The 15,083-nt window shown below is 71.2% G+C and carries 14 protein-coding genes; 6 read left to right on the top strand and 8 right to left on the bottom strand.

What is annotated here, in order from left to right:
• Nucleotides 1–21: 21 nt before the first annotated feature.
• The 3 genes from RTA_RS01040 to RTA_RS01030 are packed head-to-tail and all read right to left on the bottom strand — an operon-like array spanning nt 22 to nt 2,872.
• Nucleotides 22–1,446 carry an NAD(P)(+) transhydrogenase (Re/Si-specific) subunit beta gene (locus RTA_RS01040; protein WP_013899509.1) on the bottom strand — a complete coding sequence of 475 codons (1,425 nt, stop codon included), beginning with the start codon at nt 1,444–1,446 and terminating at the stop codon, nt 22–24.
• On the bottom strand, nt 1,443–1,757 hold the full coding sequence (locus tag RTA_RS01035) for an NAD(P) transhydrogenase subunit alpha part 2 (protein ID WP_013899508.1): 315 nt from the start codon (nt 1,755–1,757) through the stop codon (nt 1,443–1,445). The genes RTA_RS01040 and RTA_RS01035 overlap by 4 nt, the downstream gene beginning before the upstream one ends.
• On the bottom strand, nt 1,757–2,872 hold the full coding sequence (locus RTA_RS01030) for a Re/Si-specific NAD(P)(+) transhydrogenase subunit alpha (protein ID WP_013899507.1): 1,116 nt from the start codon (nt 2,870–2,872) through the stop codon (nt 1,757–1,759). The genes RTA_RS01035 and RTA_RS01030 overlap by 1 nt, the downstream gene beginning before the upstream one ends.
• Before the next feature lie 132 nt (nt 2,873–3,004).
• On the opposite strand from RTA_RS01030, the gene RTA_RS01025 reads away from it, so the two are divergent.
• Together RTA_RS01025 and RTA_RS01020 are read left to right on the top strand one after the other, a co-directional pair.
• Nucleotides 3,005–4,150, top strand: a complete 1,146-nt coding sequence (locus RTA_RS01025; RefSeq protein WP_013899506.1) for a metallophosphoesterase — start codon at nt 3,005–3,007, stop codon at nt 4,148–4,150.
• Nucleotides 4,151–4,235: 85 nt separating this feature from the next.
• Complete coding sequence (locus tag RTA_RS01020; protein WP_013899505.1) at nt 4,236–4,958, top strand: hypothetical protein; 723 nt, start codon at nt 4,236–4,238, stop codon at nt 4,956–4,958.
• Here the strand turns inward: RTA_RS01020 and RTA_RS01015 are convergent.
• The gene (locus RTA_RS01015) at nt 4,921–5,472 is read right to left on the bottom strand and encodes a hypothetical protein (RefSeq protein WP_013899504.1); all 552 of its coding nucleotides are present in this window, start codon (nt 5,470–5,472) and stop codon (nt 4,921–4,923) included. The genes RTA_RS01020 and RTA_RS01015 overlap by 38 nt on opposite strands.
• A gap of 48 nt (nt 5,473–5,520) precedes the next feature.
• Here RTA_RS01015 and RTA_RS01010 point away from each other — a divergent pair, with 48 nt between their 5' ends.
• Entirely contained in the window at nt 5,521–6,009 is a 489-nt protein-coding gene (locus tag RTA_RS01010) for an NUDIX hydrolase (RefSeq protein WP_013899503.1), read from the top strand.
• Between the two features lie 8 nt (nt 6,010–6,017).
• Nucleotides 6,018–7,142: a tRNA 2-thiouridine(34) synthase MnmA gene (gene mnmA / locus RTA_RS01005; RefSeq protein ID WP_013899502.1), complete on the top strand. Its 1,125-nt coding sequence runs from the start codon at nt 6,018–6,020 to the stop codon at nt 7,140–7,142.
• A 1-nt stretch (nt 7,143) separates the two neighbouring features.
• Here the strand turns inward: mnmA and RTA_RS01000 are convergent, their stop codons facing one another.
• Genes RTA_RS01000 through RTA_RS00990 form a run of 3 tightly spaced genes read right to left on the bottom strand, consistent with a single transcriptional unit; the run spans nt 7,144 to nt 9,741 of the window.
• The gene (locus RTA_RS01000; RefSeq protein ID WP_013899501.1) at nt 7,144–7,971 is read right to left on the bottom strand and encodes a YihY family inner membrane protein; all 828 of its coding nucleotides are present in this window, start codon (nt 7,969–7,971) and stop codon (nt 7,144–7,146) included.
• 33 nt (nt 7,972–8,004) lie between these two features.
• A complete protein-coding gene (ssb, locus tag RTA_RS00995; protein ID WP_013899500.1) occupies nt 8,005–8,502 on the bottom strand; it encodes a single-stranded DNA-binding protein in 498 nt (165 codons plus the stop codon).
• A 30-nt stretch (nt 8,503–8,532) separates the two neighbouring features.
• Nucleotides 8,533–9,741 carry an MFS transporter gene (locus RTA_RS00990; protein ID WP_013899499.1) on the bottom strand — a complete coding sequence of 403 codons (1,209 nt, stop codon included), beginning with the start codon at nt 9,739–9,741 and terminating at the stop codon, nt 8,533–8,535.
• 152 nt (nt 9,742–9,893) lie between these two features.
• Between RTA_RS00990 and uvrA the strand changes: the two genes are divergently transcribed.
• Nucleotides 9,894–12,863 (top strand): excinuclease ABC subunit UvrA, encoded by a 2,970-nt coding sequence (gene uvrA / locus RTA_RS00985; protein WP_013899498.1) that lies wholly within the window; start codon nt 9,894–9,896, stop codon nt 12,861–12,863.
• 10 nt (nt 12,864–12,873) lie between these two features.
• Nucleotides 12,874–13,887: a metal-dependent hydrolase gene (locus tag RTA_RS00980; RefSeq protein ID WP_013899497.1), complete on the top strand. Its 1,014-nt coding sequence runs from the start codon at nt 12,874–12,876 to the stop codon at nt 13,885–13,887.
• 22 nt (nt 13,888–13,909) lie between these two features.
• On the opposite strand, the gene RTA_RS00975 is transcribed toward RTA_RS00980, so the two are convergent.
• Nucleotides 13,910–15,079 (bottom strand): DUF4382 domain-containing protein, encoded by a 1,170-nt coding sequence (locus RTA_RS00975; RefSeq protein ID WP_013899496.1) that lies wholly within the window; start codon nt 15,077–15,079, stop codon nt 13,910–13,912.
• Nucleotides 15,080–15,083 lie beyond the last annotated feature (4 nt).

Genomic DNA, 15,083 nt, shown 5'->3' with positions numbered 1-15,083 from the left:
CTGTTTTTCCCTAGGCCGGCCTCACTCCACGGCCCTGACCATCTCCTCGACCACCTTCTTGGCGTCGCCGAAGACCATCATGGTCTTGTCCATGTAGAACAGCTCGTTGTCCAGGCCGGCGTAGCCGGCGGCCATGGAGCGCTTGTTCACGATCACGGTCTTGGCCTTGTAGGCCTCCAGGATGGGCATGCCGTAGATCGGGCTGCCCTTCTGCAGGGCCGCCGGGTTCACCACGTCGTTGGCGCCCAGGACGATGGCCACGTCGGCCTGGCCGAACTCGCCGTTGATGTCCTCCATCTCGAACACCTGGTCGTAGGGCACCTCGGCCTCGGCCAGCAGCACGTTCATGTGGCCGGGCATGCGGCCGGCCACCGGGTGGATGGCGTACTTGACGGTGACGCCCTTCTCGGTGAGCTTGGCGGCCAGCTCCTTGACCGCATGCTGGGCCCGCGCCACCGCCAGGCCGTAGCCCGGCACGATGACCACGGTCTCGGCGTTGGACAGCACGAAGGCCGCGTCGTCTGCGCTGCCGCTCTTGACGCTCCTTTGAACCGCCGACTGTGACACCGCGGCACCGGCGTCACCGCCGAACCCGCCCAGGATCACGTTGAAGAAACTGCGGTTCATCGCCTTGCACATGATGTAGGAGAGGATCGCGCCCGAGCTGCCGACCAGCGAGCCGGCGATGATCAGCATGCTGTTGTTCAGCGAGAAGCCGATGCCCGCCGCCGCCCAGCCGGAGTAGGAGTTGAGCATGGACACCACCACCGGCATGTCGGCACCGCCGATGGGGATGATGATCAGCACGCCCATCACGAAGGCCAGGGCCAGCATGGCGAAGAAGGCGGCCCAGTTCTCGGTGGCCATGAACAGCAGGCCCAGGGCGATGGTGAGCAGGCCCAGCACCAGGTTCAGCTTGTGCTGCCCGGCGAACACCACCGGCGCGCCCTGGAACAGGCGGAACTTGTACTTGCCCGAGAGCTTGCCGAAGGCGATGACCGAGCCGCTGAAGGTGATGGCGCCGATGGCCGCGCCCAGGAACAGCTCGAGCCGGTTGCCCGCGGGGATGGGCTCGCCGCGCGCGGCGATGCCGAAGGCATGCGGCTCGGCCACCGCCGCGACCCCGATGAAGACCGCGGCTAGGCCGATCATGCTGTGCATGAAGGCGACCAGTTCCGGCATCTTGGTCATCTCCACGCGCCGGGCCATGATGGTGCCGGCCGTGCCGCCCACCAGCAGCCCCAGCAGCACCCAGCCCAGGCCCAAGGCCCGGCCACCGGCCAGTTGCACGATCAGCGCCGCCGTGGTCAGCACCGCGATGGCCATGCCCGCCATGCCGAACAGGTTGCCCCGGATCGAGGTGGTGGGATGCGACAGGCCCTTGAGCGCCTGGATGAAGCAGACCGACGCCGCCAGGTACAGCAGCGTGACGAGGTTCATGCTCATTGGGAGCCCTCCGCGGCCGGCTTCTTCTCTTTCTTGCGGAACATCTCGAGCATGCGACGGGTCACCAGGAAGCCGCCGAACACGTTCACGGCCGCCAGCGCCACCGCCAGCACGCCCATGGTCTTGCCCAGGCCGGTCTCGGTCAGCGCCGCCGCCAGCATGGCACCGACGATCACGATGGCCGAGATCGCGTTGGTCACGGCCATCAGCGGCGTGTGCAGCGCCGGCGTGACGGTCCAGACCACGTGGTAGCCGACGTAGATCGCCAGCACGAAGATGATGAGGTTGATGACGGTGTGGCCGACTTCCATTATTTCCTCCGTACTTCGCCGTTCTGGGCAACCAGGCAGGCCGCCACGATGTCGTCCTCCAGGTCGATCTTCAGCCCGCCCTCCTTGGGCAGGATGAGCTTGAGGAAGTCCAGCACGTTGCGCGCGTACAGGGCGGACGCGTCCGCCGCCACCAGCGCCGGCAGGTTGGTCTCGCCGACGATGGTCACGCCGTGCCGGGCCACGGTCCTGCCCGGCTCGGTCAGCGGGCAGTTGCCGCCCTGCGGCGCCGCCAGGTCCACGATCACCGAGCCCGGCTTCATGGCGCGCACCATCTCCTCGGTCACCAGCACCGGCGCCGGCCGGCCCGGGATCAGCGCGGTGGTGATGACCACGTCGGCCTGGGCCACGCGCTTGGCCACTTCCAGCTTCTGCCGCTCCAGCCAGCCGGGCGGCATCGGCCGGGCGTAGCCGCCCACGCCCTCGGCCGCTTCCTTTTCCTCCTGCGTCTCGTAGGGCACGTCGATGAACTTGGCGCCCAGGGACTCGACCTGCTCCTTCACCGAAGGCCGCACGTCGGAGGCCTCGATCACCGCGCCCAGCCGCTTGGCCGTGGCGATGGCCTGCAGGCCGGCCACGCCCACGCCCAGGATGACCACGCGCGCGGCCTTCACCGTGCCGGCGGCGGTCATCAGCATGGGGAAGAAGCGCTGGTAGGCGCTGGCCGCGATCATCACGGCCTTGTAGCCGGCGATGTTGGCCTGCGAGGACAGCACGTCCATGCTCTGGGCGCGGGTGGTGCGCGGGGCCGCCTCCAGCGCGAAGCCGGTGAGTCCGGCGGCCGCCAGCCGCTGCAGGCCGGCCGCATCGAAGGGGTTGAGCATGCCGACGACGGTGGCGCCGCGCCGGAAGGCCGGCAGCTCGTTCTCCTGCGGCGGCCGCACCTTCAGCACCAGGTCGCAGCCCAGCGCGCCGGCCTGGTCGGTGATGTCCGCGCCGACGGCCCGGTAGGCCTCGTCCGTGGCGCTGGCGGCGAGCCCCGCACCGGAGGCGACGCGGAGGGTGTGCCCCTGCCCCTTCAGTTTCTTGGCCGTCTCGGGCGTGACGGCGACACGGGTTTCACCCGCCGTGGTTTCGGCGGGCACGCCAATGAGCATGGGGCGGTCTCCTCGTCTGGTGACGTTTGTAACTTTGGCTGAACGCGAGCTTACATGAAGCCATCGCGCCGCAGGCCCAAAACGCGCAACCGCGACACCGGATCGCGGCGGACGCCTAGGATGCAGGCGGCCATGCGTTTTCCCACCCTCGTCCTCCTCAGCGCCGCGCTGCACCTGTACCTGGGCCTGCGGCTGGCGCCGGTGTGGCCCCAGCCCTGGGTGGGGGCCGTGCTCGGCCTGGCCTTGCTGGCCTCGGCCGTGCTGGTGCCCCTGGGCCTGGCGGCCCGCCGCTTCGCCCGTCCTCCGGCGTCCGACCGCCTGGCGTTTGCCGGCCTGCTGTGCCTGGGCTGGTTTTCTTCGATGTTCGTGCTCAGCCTGGCGCGCGAGCTGGTGCTGGCGCCGGCCTGGCTGGCCTCGCAGGCGTCGCCCGCCACCCTGGACTTCGCCCGCTGGTGGCGCCTGACCGGGCAGGCGGTTGCGCTGCTCGCCCTGGGCAGTTCGCTGCTGGGCTTCCTGAACGCGCGCCGCACGCCCCGGGTGGTGACGGTGGACATCCCCATCGCGGGGCTGCCCGCCGCGCTGCAAGGCTTCACCATCGCCCAGATCTCGGACATCCACGTGGGACCGACCATCCGCGCGCGCCAGGTGCGGCGGCTGGTGGACGCGGTCAACCGCCTGCGGCCCGACGTGGTGGCCGTCACCGGCGACCTGGTCGACGGGCCGGTGCACGAGCTGGCGCCGCACGTCGCGCCGCTGGCGGGACTGGACGGGCGCCACGGCAGCTACTTCGTGACCGGCAACCACGAGTACTACGCCGGCGCCGCGCCCTGGCTGGCGGAGGTGGAGCGGCTGGGCCTGCAGGTGCTGCTCAACCGGCATGTGGTGATCGAGCACGCCGGTGCCCGCCTGGTGCTGGCCGGCGTGACCGACTTCATGGCCCACCACTTCGATCCGGGCCACCGCAGCGACCCGCAGGCGGCGCTGGCGGGTGCGCCTGCCGACGCGGGCGCGCGGGTGCTGCTGGCCCACCAGCCGCGCAGCGCGCCGGCGGCCGCGGCGGCGGGCTTCGACCTGCAGCTGTCGGGCCACACGCATGGCGGGCAGTTCGCGCCCTGGATGTTCTTCGTGCGCTTCCAGCAGCCGTTCACGGCCGGGCTGCACCGGGTCGGCCGCATGTGGGTCTACGTCAGCCGTGGCAGCTACTACTGGGGCCCGCCCAAGCGCCTGGGCGCGCCGTCGGAGATCACCCGGGTGCGACTGCAGGGCATTCAAGGCTGAGCTGCCAGCCCTACGCCTGGGTCCTACAACCACCCAAGGTCGCGTCCCACATGGCTGAGCTGGGGCGAGGCCAAAAACTGCATGCATGCCACGTCCAGCCTACCTGTCGTCCCCCCTCAGCGGTGCCCGCGCCAGCAACGTCAACTACCTCGGCGCGGCGCGTTGCCGCCGCAAGTTCGAGCTGTACTACCCCGACGGATTCACCGACGAGACCTACCTGATCGCCGAGCGCTCGTACAAGGAGCGCGCCCACCTGGAATGGCAGGCCGAGCTGGGGCCGCAGCCGTTCCGCAAGCTGCTGGCGCGCGGCGAATACCGGCAGATCGCCGACGCCGCCATCCGCATCGAGTCGCGCACCAACCTGCTGTTCTCCTTCGAGAAGATGGCCCTGCGCGACGCGCTCAAGTCGCCGGCGGGCGCGCGCCTGTTCGCGCACGAGCTCTACGCCTTCCTGTGGGGCCGCGGCTCGCCGCAGCGCAAGTTCGAGGACTGGACCCAGGCCGTGGCCGAACTGCCGCGGCGCCAGACCCGGGTGCTGACTTGGCCGGTGGTCACCGTGTTCGGCTTCCTGGCCCGGCCCGACCGCCACCTGTTCCTCAAGCCGCGCGTCACCCGCGCCGCGGCCCGCTGCTACGGCTTCGACCTGCCCTACCAGAGCGAGCCCACCTGGCGCGGCTACGAGGGCCTGCTGACCTTCGCGGCCATCATCCGGCGCGACCTGGAACGGCGCGTGGGCTTCAAGCCGCGCGACATGATCGACGTGCAGTCCTTCATCTGGGTGCAGGGGTCGCAGGAGTACGACGCCTGAGCCCCGCACCGGCGCGCAGGCAGCGCCAGCCTTCCTCGGCCAGCGGCAGGACGTTCAGCAGCAGACTGGCCGCCAGCCCGCCGGCCAGGTAGGCCGCGGGCCAGGGCTCGCGCTTGCGGACCAGCGCCAGCTCCCGCCACTGCTCGCCGGCCATCACGGCCAGCAGCGCCAGCGAGACCAGCGGCAGGATCTCCATGAAGCTGTGCACCATCTGCTCGAACGGGCGCACCGGCCGCTGCGGCGCGGCGTAGCGCAGCTCCAGGTACACGGTGAGCTCGTGCACCACGAACACCGCGGCGACGATCAGCAGCACGGCGCCGTTGATCTCCAGGAAGGCCACCGCCAGCAGCCCCACCCCGATCTGCCCGTACAGCAGCCAGTGCAGCAGGTTCTCCGGCAGGCCGGCCGTGTGCTCGATGCGGGTGCGGCGGTGGCAGGCCCAGTCCAGCAGGCCGGCCAGCACCCACAGCGGGAAGACGGCGTACATCAGCAGCAGTCGGGCGGTATCGGCCATGGCGTGCAGTGTCGCACCGGCAAGGCGCGGGCCCGATAATCCGCCGCCATGCAAGCGCGATGGAAACCCAGCGTCACGGTCGCCGCCCTCATCGAGCGCGGCGGCCGCTTCCTGCTGGTGGAAGAGGAAACCGCCGAAGGCCTCAAGCTCAACAACCCCGCCGGCCACCTGGACCCCGGCGAGTCGCCGGCGCAAGGCTGCGCCCGCGAGGCGCTGGAGGAGACCGCCCACCCGTTCCGGCCGACGGCGCTGGTGGGCGTGTACCTGGCGCGCTTCCAGCGGCCGGCCACCGGCGAGGACGTGACCTACCTGCGCTTCGCCTTCTGCGGCGAGGTCGGCGAGCCCCTGCCGGGCCGCGCGCTCGACCAGGGCATCGTGCGCACGCTGTGGATGACGCCCGACGAGATCCGCGCCAGCGCCGGACGCCACCGCAGCCCGCTGCTGCTGCGGTGCATGGAGGACTACCTGGCCGGCCGGCGCTACCCGCTGGAGGCGGTCTACACCGACCCCAGCGTGCTCGCCGGCCCGCCGGGATAATCGCGGCCATGCAGCGCAAGTCCCGTGTCGTCGTCGGCCTGAGCGGAGGCGTGGACTCCGCGGTGTCGGCGCACCTGCTCAAGGCGCAGGGCCACGAGGTGGTCGGCATCTTCATGAAGAACTGGGAGGACGACGACGACGGCCAATACTGCTCGTCCAACGAGGACTTCGTGGACGCGGCCAGCGTGGCCGACGTGCTGGGCATCGAGATCGAGCACGTCAATTTCGCCGCCGAGTACAAGGACCGGGTGTTCGCCGAGTTCCTGCGCGAGTACCAGGCCGGCCGCACGCCCAACCCGGACGTGCTGTGCAACGCCGAGATCAAGTTCAAGGCCTTCCTCGACCATGCCATGCGGCTGGGCGCCAACAAGATCGCCACCGGTCATTACGCGAGGGTCCGCGAGCGGGACGGCCGCTTCGAGTTGCTCAAGGGCCTGGACGAGACCAAGGACCAGAGCTACTTCCTGCACCGCCTGAACCAGGCCCAGCTGGGCAAGACTTTGTTCCCGGTGGGCGAGCTGCGCAAGACCGAGGTGCGGCGCATCGCCGAGGCCATGGCCTTGCCCAACGCCAGGAAGAAGGACTCCACCGGCATCTGCTTCATCGGCGAGCGGCCCTTCCGCGACTTCCTCAACCGCTATATCAGCCAGGAACCCGGGCCGATCAAGGACCCGGGCGGCCGCACCATCGGCCAACACCAGGGCCTGTCCTTCTACACGCTGGGGCAGCGCCAGGGGCTGGGCATCGGTGGGGTCAAGGACAAGGGAGCCCGGCGCGGCGGCGGCGAGCACGCGCCCTGGTTCGTGGCGCGCAAGGACATCGCCCGGAACACGCTGTGGGTGGTGCAGGGCCATGACCATCCCTGGCTGCTGTCATCCGCCCTGGAGGCGGACGACCTGAGCTGGATCGCCGGCGAGCCGCCCGCGGCCGGCCGCTACGGTTCCAAGACGCGCTACCGCCAGGCCGACGCGCCCTGCGTGCTGGAGCACCCGGACGGGCGCTTGCGGCTCGCCTTCCCCGATCCGCAGTGGGCGGTCACCCCCGGGCAGTCGGCGGTGCTGTACGACGGCGAGGTCTGCTTGGGCGGCGGGGTCATCGCCGCGGCGGTGGGCGTGGAGGCGGCGGTCGCCTGATCTAGGCCCGCGAGAGCCGGCGCCCGGCCGGCTGCCTGCCGGCCCGCGGCAGGGTGGCGCTCACCAGCGCCGCGGCCAGGGTGACCAGCCAGGAGAAGTACACCCAGACCAGGAACAGCAGCACCGGCGCGAACGCGCCGTACACCGTCTTGTAGGTGGGGATCTTGAGCAGGTAGACCGCGAAGCCCCGCTTGCCGAGCTCGAAGGCGATGCTGGCGAGCAGCCCGCCGACGATCGCGTCGCGCCGGCGCACCTTGGCGTTGGGCACGAAGTAGAACAGGCTGGCCAGGCCGAGGGTACCGAGCAGGACCGGCACCAGGTTGAGCAGCAGGCGCGCCTGCGGGGACCGGGTGCCGATCAGGCCGGCCGAGGCGGTGAGCACGTAAGAGGTCGCCCACAGGCTCGCGCCCAGCAGGGGCGGACCCAGCGCCAGCATCACCGCGTACAGCCCCAGCCGCTGGTGGACGGGCCGGTTCTTCTTGACCTGCCAGAGGCGGTTGAGGACGTTCTCCACGCTGAACAGCATCACCAGGGCCGAGCCCACCACGAACAGCGCGCCCACCCAGGTCAGGCCCCCGGTGTTGGCGGTGAACTGCGACAGGTGCTTGAGGACGGTGCGCGCGATGTCGGGCGGCAGCACCCCCTGCAGCAGATGCTGCCGGATGGCCAGCCCGGTGGCCTGGAAGGCCGGGATGCGCGAGAACAGCGCGAAGCTCACCGCCAGCAGCGGCACGACGGAAAGCACCGTCGTGAGGGTCAGGCTGCCGGCGGCCTGGGCCAGGCGCTCCTCGCGGGCGCGCCGGACCGTCAGTTGAAGCAGGTTGATCATCCCTGGCGGACGGCGCCGGGCTGGGCGGCTTGCTTAGAAGGGGATGTCGTCATCCATGTCGTCGAAGCCCGACGACGGCTTCTGCGCGGCCGGGCGCGGGGCCGGGGCCGGTGCGCGCGCGGCGGGGGCCGGGGCGCGGCGCTGCGGCGCGCCGCCGCCCTCCTCGTCACCGCCGCCGGACGGGCCGCCCATGCCCTCGCGGCCGCCCAGCAGCTGCAGCTCGGTGGCGATGATGTCCACCGTGTTCTTCTCGACGCCGTCCTGGCCGGTGTACTTGCCGTACTTCAGGCGGCCTTCCACGTAGATGGGACGGCCCTTCTTGACGTACTCGCCGGCGATCTCGGCCAGGCGGTCGTAGAAGGTGATGCGGTGCCACTGGGTCTCTTCGATGGTCTCGCCGCTGCTCTTGTCCTTGCGCCGGCTGGACGTGGCCAGGGTGACGTTGGCCACCGCGGCGCCGGAGGGCAGGTAACGGATCTCGGGGTCGCGGCCGCAGTTGCCGACCAGGATGACTTTGTTGACGGATGCCATGACGGTTTTCCTCCGTGAGTTCGTTCAGGATTATGTCGCCTGGGCCTCGTCGGCCAACACCTCTTCCGGCGACGGCGGGGCCGCCGGCGCGCGCATCGGCCAGGCCACGGCCAGCCACAGCAGCATCAGCCCGGCGCAGGCGGCGAACAGCCCCTGCATCCCAACGTTCTTGGCCAGCCAGCCGCCGACCGCGCCGCCCGCGAAGAAACCCAGGGATTGCAGGGTGTTGTAGACGCCCAGGGCGGCGCCCCGGGCATGGGCCGGCGCCACCCGCGAGGCCATGCTCGGCTGCGTGGCCTCCAGCACGTTGAAGCCGCAGAAGAAGGCGAACAGCAGCACGGCCAGCAGCGCCAGGCCTGGCCGCGCGGCTGCGGCCAGCAGGCCGAGCTGGACCAGGGCGACCAGGCCGACCGAGGCCAGGAACACGGCCCGCAGGTAGCCGCGCCGCTCCAGCGGGAACAAGGTGGCGGCCATCACCACGAAGGAGGCCAGGATCGCCGGCAGGTAGACCTTCCAGTGGTCCTGCTGGGCCAGGCCGGCCTCGACCAGCAGGCCCGGGATGGCCACCCACATGGCCAGCTGGACGGCATGCAGCACGAACACGCCCACGTCCAGGCGCAGCAGCCCCGGGTGGGTCAGCACCTCGGCCAGCCGCCCGCGCGGCGCGTTCTTCTGCTCGGCCGGCGCCGGCGGCGTCCACCACACGACCACGGCGATGCAGCCCAGGGCCAGCACGCCGGTCAGGGCGAACAGCCCGGCCAGCCCCACCGCCGCCGACAGCAGCGGCGCCGCCACCAGGGACAGGGCGAACATCAGCCCGATGCTGGCGCCCACCAGGGCCATGGCCTTGGTGCGCACGGCGTCGCGCGTCTGGTCGGCCAGCAGGGCGGTGACGGCGGCCGACACGGCGCCGGCCCCCTGCAGCGATCGCCCGACGAGCAGGCCCAGCAGGCTGTCGGCGGCCGCCGCCACGAAGCTGCCGGCGGCGAACACCAGCAGGCCGACCACGATGACGCGCTTGCGTCCCAGCCGGTCGGAGGCGATGCCGAAGGGGATCTGCAGCAGCCCCTGGGTCAGGCCGTAGATGCCCATGGCCAGGCCCACCAGGGACGGGTCGCTGCCGCCGGGGTAGCGCGCCGCCTCCAGCGCGAACACGGGCAGCACCAGGAACAAGCCCAGGATGCGGGCGGCGAACACGGCGGCCAGCGAGCCGCTGGCGCGCCGCTCGGCAGCGGTCATGCGGTGGGCCTGGGCGGCGGCGCGGGGATGGGGGATGGGGCGGGAGGTCACGGAAGGACGCGGCAAGGGCGGGCCGCTTGAAAAGCCTGGCAAACGCCGCATTGTCGGGGATTGCCCGAGCCGGCCCTTCCGGGCGCCGGTGCGGCCGACCTATGATGGCGGGTTTCCCTGCCGAGCCCCGCACCCGCTTGAACTCTTCCGCCGACAGCCACCACCTGCAGCGCAGCGAAGGCGGCACCTACCTGGCCGCGGCCCTGCAGCAGCAGCGCATCGCCATCCGCGGCGCGCGCACGCACAACCTCAAGAACGTCGACCTCGACCTGCCGCGCAACCAGCTGGTGGTGATCACCGGGCTGTCGGGCTCGGGCAAGTCCTCGCTGGCCTTCGACACGCTGTATGCCGAGGGGCAGCGCCGCTACGTGGAAAGCCTGTCGGCCTATGCCCGGCAGTTCCTGCAGCTGATGGACAAGCCGGACGTGGACCTGATCGAGGGCCTGTCGCCAGCCATCTCGATCGAGCAGAAGGCCACCAGCCACAACCCGCGCTCCACCGTCGGCACGGTGACCGAGATCCACGACTACCTGCGCCTGCTGTTCGCGCGGGCCGGCACACCGTACTGTCCCAACCACGACATCCCGCTGTCGTCCCAGACCGTTTCGCAGATGGTCGACACGGTCCTGGCGCTGCCCTCGGACACGAAGCTCATGGTGCTGGCGCCGGTGGCGCGCGAGCGCAAGGGCGAGTTCGGCGACGTGTTCGCGCAGATGCAGGCCCAGGGCTACGTGCGCTTCCGGGTCAACGGCCAGGTCGTCGAGGCCGACGCCCTGCCCAAGCTCAAGAAGACGGAGAAGCACGACATCGACGTGGTGATCGACCGCCTGAAGGTGCGCCCGGAGGCGCAGCAGCGCCTGGCCGAGAGCTTCGAGGCCGCGCTGCGCCTGGCCGAGGGCCGGGCCATGGCGCTGGAGATGGACGGCGGCACCGAGCACCTGTTCAACGCCCGCTTCGCCTGCCCGGTCTGCCACTGGTCGATCAGCGAGCTGGAGCCGCGCCTGTTCTCCTTCAACTCGCCGGTGGGTGCCTGCCCGTCCTGCGACGGCCTGGGACAGCTGGAGTTCTTCGACCCGCAGCGCGTGGTGGCCTTCCCCTCGCTGTCGCTGGCCTCCGGCGCCATCAAGGGCTGGGACCGCCGCAACGCCTACTACTTCAGCCTGGTCGAGAGCCTGGCCCGGCACTACGGCTTCAGCGTGGACGAGCCCTTCGAGAACCTCAAGCCGGCGGTGCAGCAGGCCATCCTGCAGGGCTCGGGCGAGGAGGAGATCAAGTTCAGCTACGTCATGGAGTCGGGCGCGTCGGCCGGCCGCAAGGTCAGCAAGAAGCATCCTTTCGAGGGCATCCTGCCCAACATGGCGCGGCGGTACCGGGAGACCGACTCGCCGGCGGTGCGCGAGGAACTGGCGCGCTATCGCAGCCTGCAGCCCTGCCCCGAATGCGCCGGCACCCGGCTGCGCACCGAGGCGCGGCACGTGAAGATCGGCGAGGGCGACCAGGCCCGCGCCATCTACGAGATCGGCCGCGCCACGCTGCGCGAATGCCTGGCGTATTTCCATGGCCTGCGGCTGCAGGGCGCCAAGGCCGGGATCGCCGACAAGGTGGTGCGCGAGATCGGCAACCGCCTGCGCTTCCTCAACGACGTGGGCCTGAACTACCTGAGCCTGGACCGCAGCGCCGACACCCTGTCCGGCGGCGAGGCCCAGCGCATCCGCCTGGCGTCCCAGATCGGCTCGGGCCTGACCGGCGTGATGTACGTGCTGGACGAGCCCAGCATCGGCCTGCACCAGCGCGACAACGACCGGCTGATCGCCACGCTCAAGCACCTGCGCGACCTGGGCAACAGCGTGCTGGTGGTCGAGCACGACGAGGACATGATCCGCGCCGCCGACCACGTGGTCGACATGGGCCCGGGCGCCGGCGTGCACGGCGGCCAGGTGATGGCCCAGGGCACGCCGGACGAGGTGCAGGCCAGCGAGGCCTCGCTCACCGGCCGCTACCTGGCCGGCACGCTGAAGATCGCGGTGCCGCCGCGGCGCACGCCCTGGCTGCCGGCGCCGGGCGGCAAGCCGGGCGAGGTGCAGCGGCTGCGCATCGCCGGCGCGCACGGCAACAACCTCCGGGGCGTGGACGTCGACATCCCGGTGGGCCTGCTCACCTGCGTGACCGGCGTCTCGGGCTCGGGCAAGTCCACCCTGGTCAACGACACGCTGTACGCGGCGGTGGCGCGCCAGCTGTACCGCGCCCACGACGAGCCGGCGCCGCACGACGAGATCGACGGCATCGAGCACTTCGACAAGGTGATCAACGTCGACCAGTCGCCGATCGGCCGCACGCCGCGCAGCAACCCGGCCACCTACACCGGGCTGTTCACGCCCATCCGCGAGCTGATGGCCGACACCACCACGGCCAAGGAGCGCGGCTACGGGCCGGGGCGCTTCTCGTTCAACGTGGCCGGCGGGCGCTGCGAGGCCTGCCAGGGCGACGGCGTGGTCAAGGTGGAGATGCACTTCCTGCCCGACGTCTACGTGCCCTGCGACGTCTGCCGCGGTCAGCGCTACAACCGCGAGACGCTGGAGGTGCAGTGGAAGGGGCGCAACATCGCCCAGCTGCTGGACATGACGGTGGAGGACGCCCACGAGTTCCTCAAGCCCGTGCCCGCCATCGCGCGCAAGCTGCAGACGCTGCTGGACGTGGGGCTGTCGTACGTCAAGCTCGGCCAGGCGGCCACCACGCTGTCGGGCGGCGAGGCGCAGCGGGTCAAGCTGGCGCTGGAGCTGTCCAAGCGCGACACCGGGCGCACGCTCTACATCCTGGACGAGCCCACCACCGGCCTGCACTTCGCCGACACCGAGCTGCTGCTGCGCGTGCTGCACCAGCTGCGCGACGCCGGCAACACCATCGTGGTGATCGAGCACAACCTGGACGTGATCAAGACGGCCGACTGGGTGATCGACATGGGCCCGGAGGGCGGCGCCGGCGGCGGCACCGTGGTGGCGGCCGGCACGCCGGAGCAGGTGGCCGCCCATCCCCAAAGCCACACGGGCCGCTACCTCAGCCGGCTGCTGTAGCCTCCGGCGCATGGACTCGCTGTCACAACTCGCCCTCGGTGCCGCCGTCGGCGTCGCCGTCATGGGCCGCCGCACGGCCGTATGGAAAGCCGCGCTGTGGGGCGGCATCGCCGGCACCCTGCCCGACCTGGACGCGCTGATCGACCATGGCGACGCGGTGCGCAACATGACGCTGCACCGCGCGGCGAGCCACAGCCTGTTCTGGCTGACGCTGGGGGCGCCGCTGCTGGCCGCGCTGGCCAGCCGGCTGCACGGCGAACGCCAGCACTTCAGGCGCTGGTGGCTGGCGATGTGGCTGGCGCTGGTGACCCATCCGCTGCTGGACACCATGACGGTGTACGGCACGCAGCTGCTGCAGCCGTTCTCGGACCATCCCTTCGGCGTGGGCAGCATCTTCATCATCGACCCGCTGTACACGCTGCCGCTGCTGGCGGGCGTGGTCGCGGCGCTGGCGTGGCGCGGCGATGCGGCCGGCCTGAACTGGAACCGTTGGGGCCTGTTCCTGTCGACCGCCTACCTGGCCTGGACCGCGCTGGCGCAGTGGCACGTGCGCGGCATCGCCGAGCAGACGCTGGCGGCGCGCGGCACGCCCGCCCGGCAGCTGCTGGTCACGCCCACCGCCTTCAACACCGTGCTGTGGCGCGTGGTGGCGATGCGCGAGGACGGCTTCGAGGAGGGCTACTACTCGCTGCTCGACCCGGAACGCACCATCCGCTTCCAGCGCCACGACCGGCAGCCGGCGCTGAAGGCGGCCCTGGACGACCTTTGGGCGGTGCAGCGCATCGCCTGGTTCTCGCACGGCTTCTACAAGATGCAGGAGCAGGGGGGCTCAGCGCTGATCGTGGACCTGCGCATGGGCCAGGAGCCGAGCTACATCTTCACCTTCGAGGTGGCGCGCCGCGGTGACGACGGGCGCTGGGTACCGGTCACGCCCGAGAACATCGGCTCGCGCGGCGACCTGCCGCGCGGCCTGGCCTGGCTGTGGCAGCGCCTGCGCGGGCAGGACGTGCCGCCGCCGCGCTGAGGCGGCGGCGCACCGCATCACCTCAGGGGAAGGTGAAGCTGGCCGTCGCCGCGCCGTTGGCGCCCAGGGTGAACGGCCCGGCGGCCTTGCTGCTGGTGCCGCTCGTCGCCTCCAGGCCGTACCGGCCGGCCGCGCCGCTGTCCGCGGCGAAGGTCAGCGTGCTGCCGCCGGCGGCATAGCTGGCGACCTGGGGCGCGGCCACCGGCACGCGGTAGCTGAAAGCGCCGGTGGCGCCGTCGGCCGGCCTGGACACGAGCTCGATGCGGGGGCCGCCGGTCAGCGCCTGCAGGGCGCGGACCGTGGCGTCCACCGGGGTCGTGCCGGTAGTAACCGTGCCCGACAGCGTGCCGCTGGCCGAGGTGTCCAGCGCCAGGGGCGCCGAGTTGTTCAGGGTGACCACCGCATCGGCCGTCACCACCACGTTGCGAACCACGGCGGTGGCGCGGTCCGGCGCCGTGAGCACCAGGGTGTAGGTCCCCGGCTCCACCGGCTGCAGCAGGAACCTGCCGTCGGCGGCGGGCACCGTGGACCGCACGGCCACGCCGTCCTTCTGCAGCGACACGGTGGTGCTGCCGTTGGCGATGGCCGGCTCCACCACGCCCGACACGCCGTTGGCGGTGCGCGCCATCACGCGCAGCACCGGCTTGAGGAGGTAGCCCCCGGCACCGGTGGCGACGATGGACTTGCAGGCGTCGAAATCGATCACGAAGCCGGAGGTCCGGCCCGCGGCCACGTCCATGTCGACCTTGACCTTCAGCCCGGACTGCTGGGCGCTGGGCGTGGCCAGCGGCACCTCGGTGGTGCTGCCGCTGGGCAGCACGGCATTGGCCAGCGGCGTCGCGCCCCGGTTCTCGGCCAGCACCAGGCGCAGCTGGGTGTACCTGCCGGCCGGCAGCGACACCTGGCCCAGGTCTTCCAGCGCGCCATTGGTCAGCGACAGCAGGTCGATGCGCTTGGGCGCGGCCAGTGTGATCTCGGACCAGCCGCCTTCGCCTTCGGCCGCCGAACCCGACCGGTGGACCCGGATCTTCTCCACCGTGACGTGGACCTTGTCGTAGCCGCAGGCCGGCGCGTCGGTCAACGACAGCAGCAGCGTGCCGGTGGCGCCATCGTCACTGCCGCCGCAGGCGGCCAGGGCTGCCAGCACGACGGCTGCAGCGCCGCCGCGGAGCTTCAAGGACTTGTTGTTCATCAGA

Source organism: Ramlibacter tataouinensis TTB310, assembly GCF_000215705.1.
Lineage (GTDB): Bacteria > Pseudomonadota > Gammaproteobacteria > Burkholderiales > Burkholderiaceae_C > Ramlibacter > Ramlibacter tataouinensis.
Note: the sequence above shows the minus strand (reverse complement) of the source record. Positions and strands in the feature narration are given on the sequence as shown.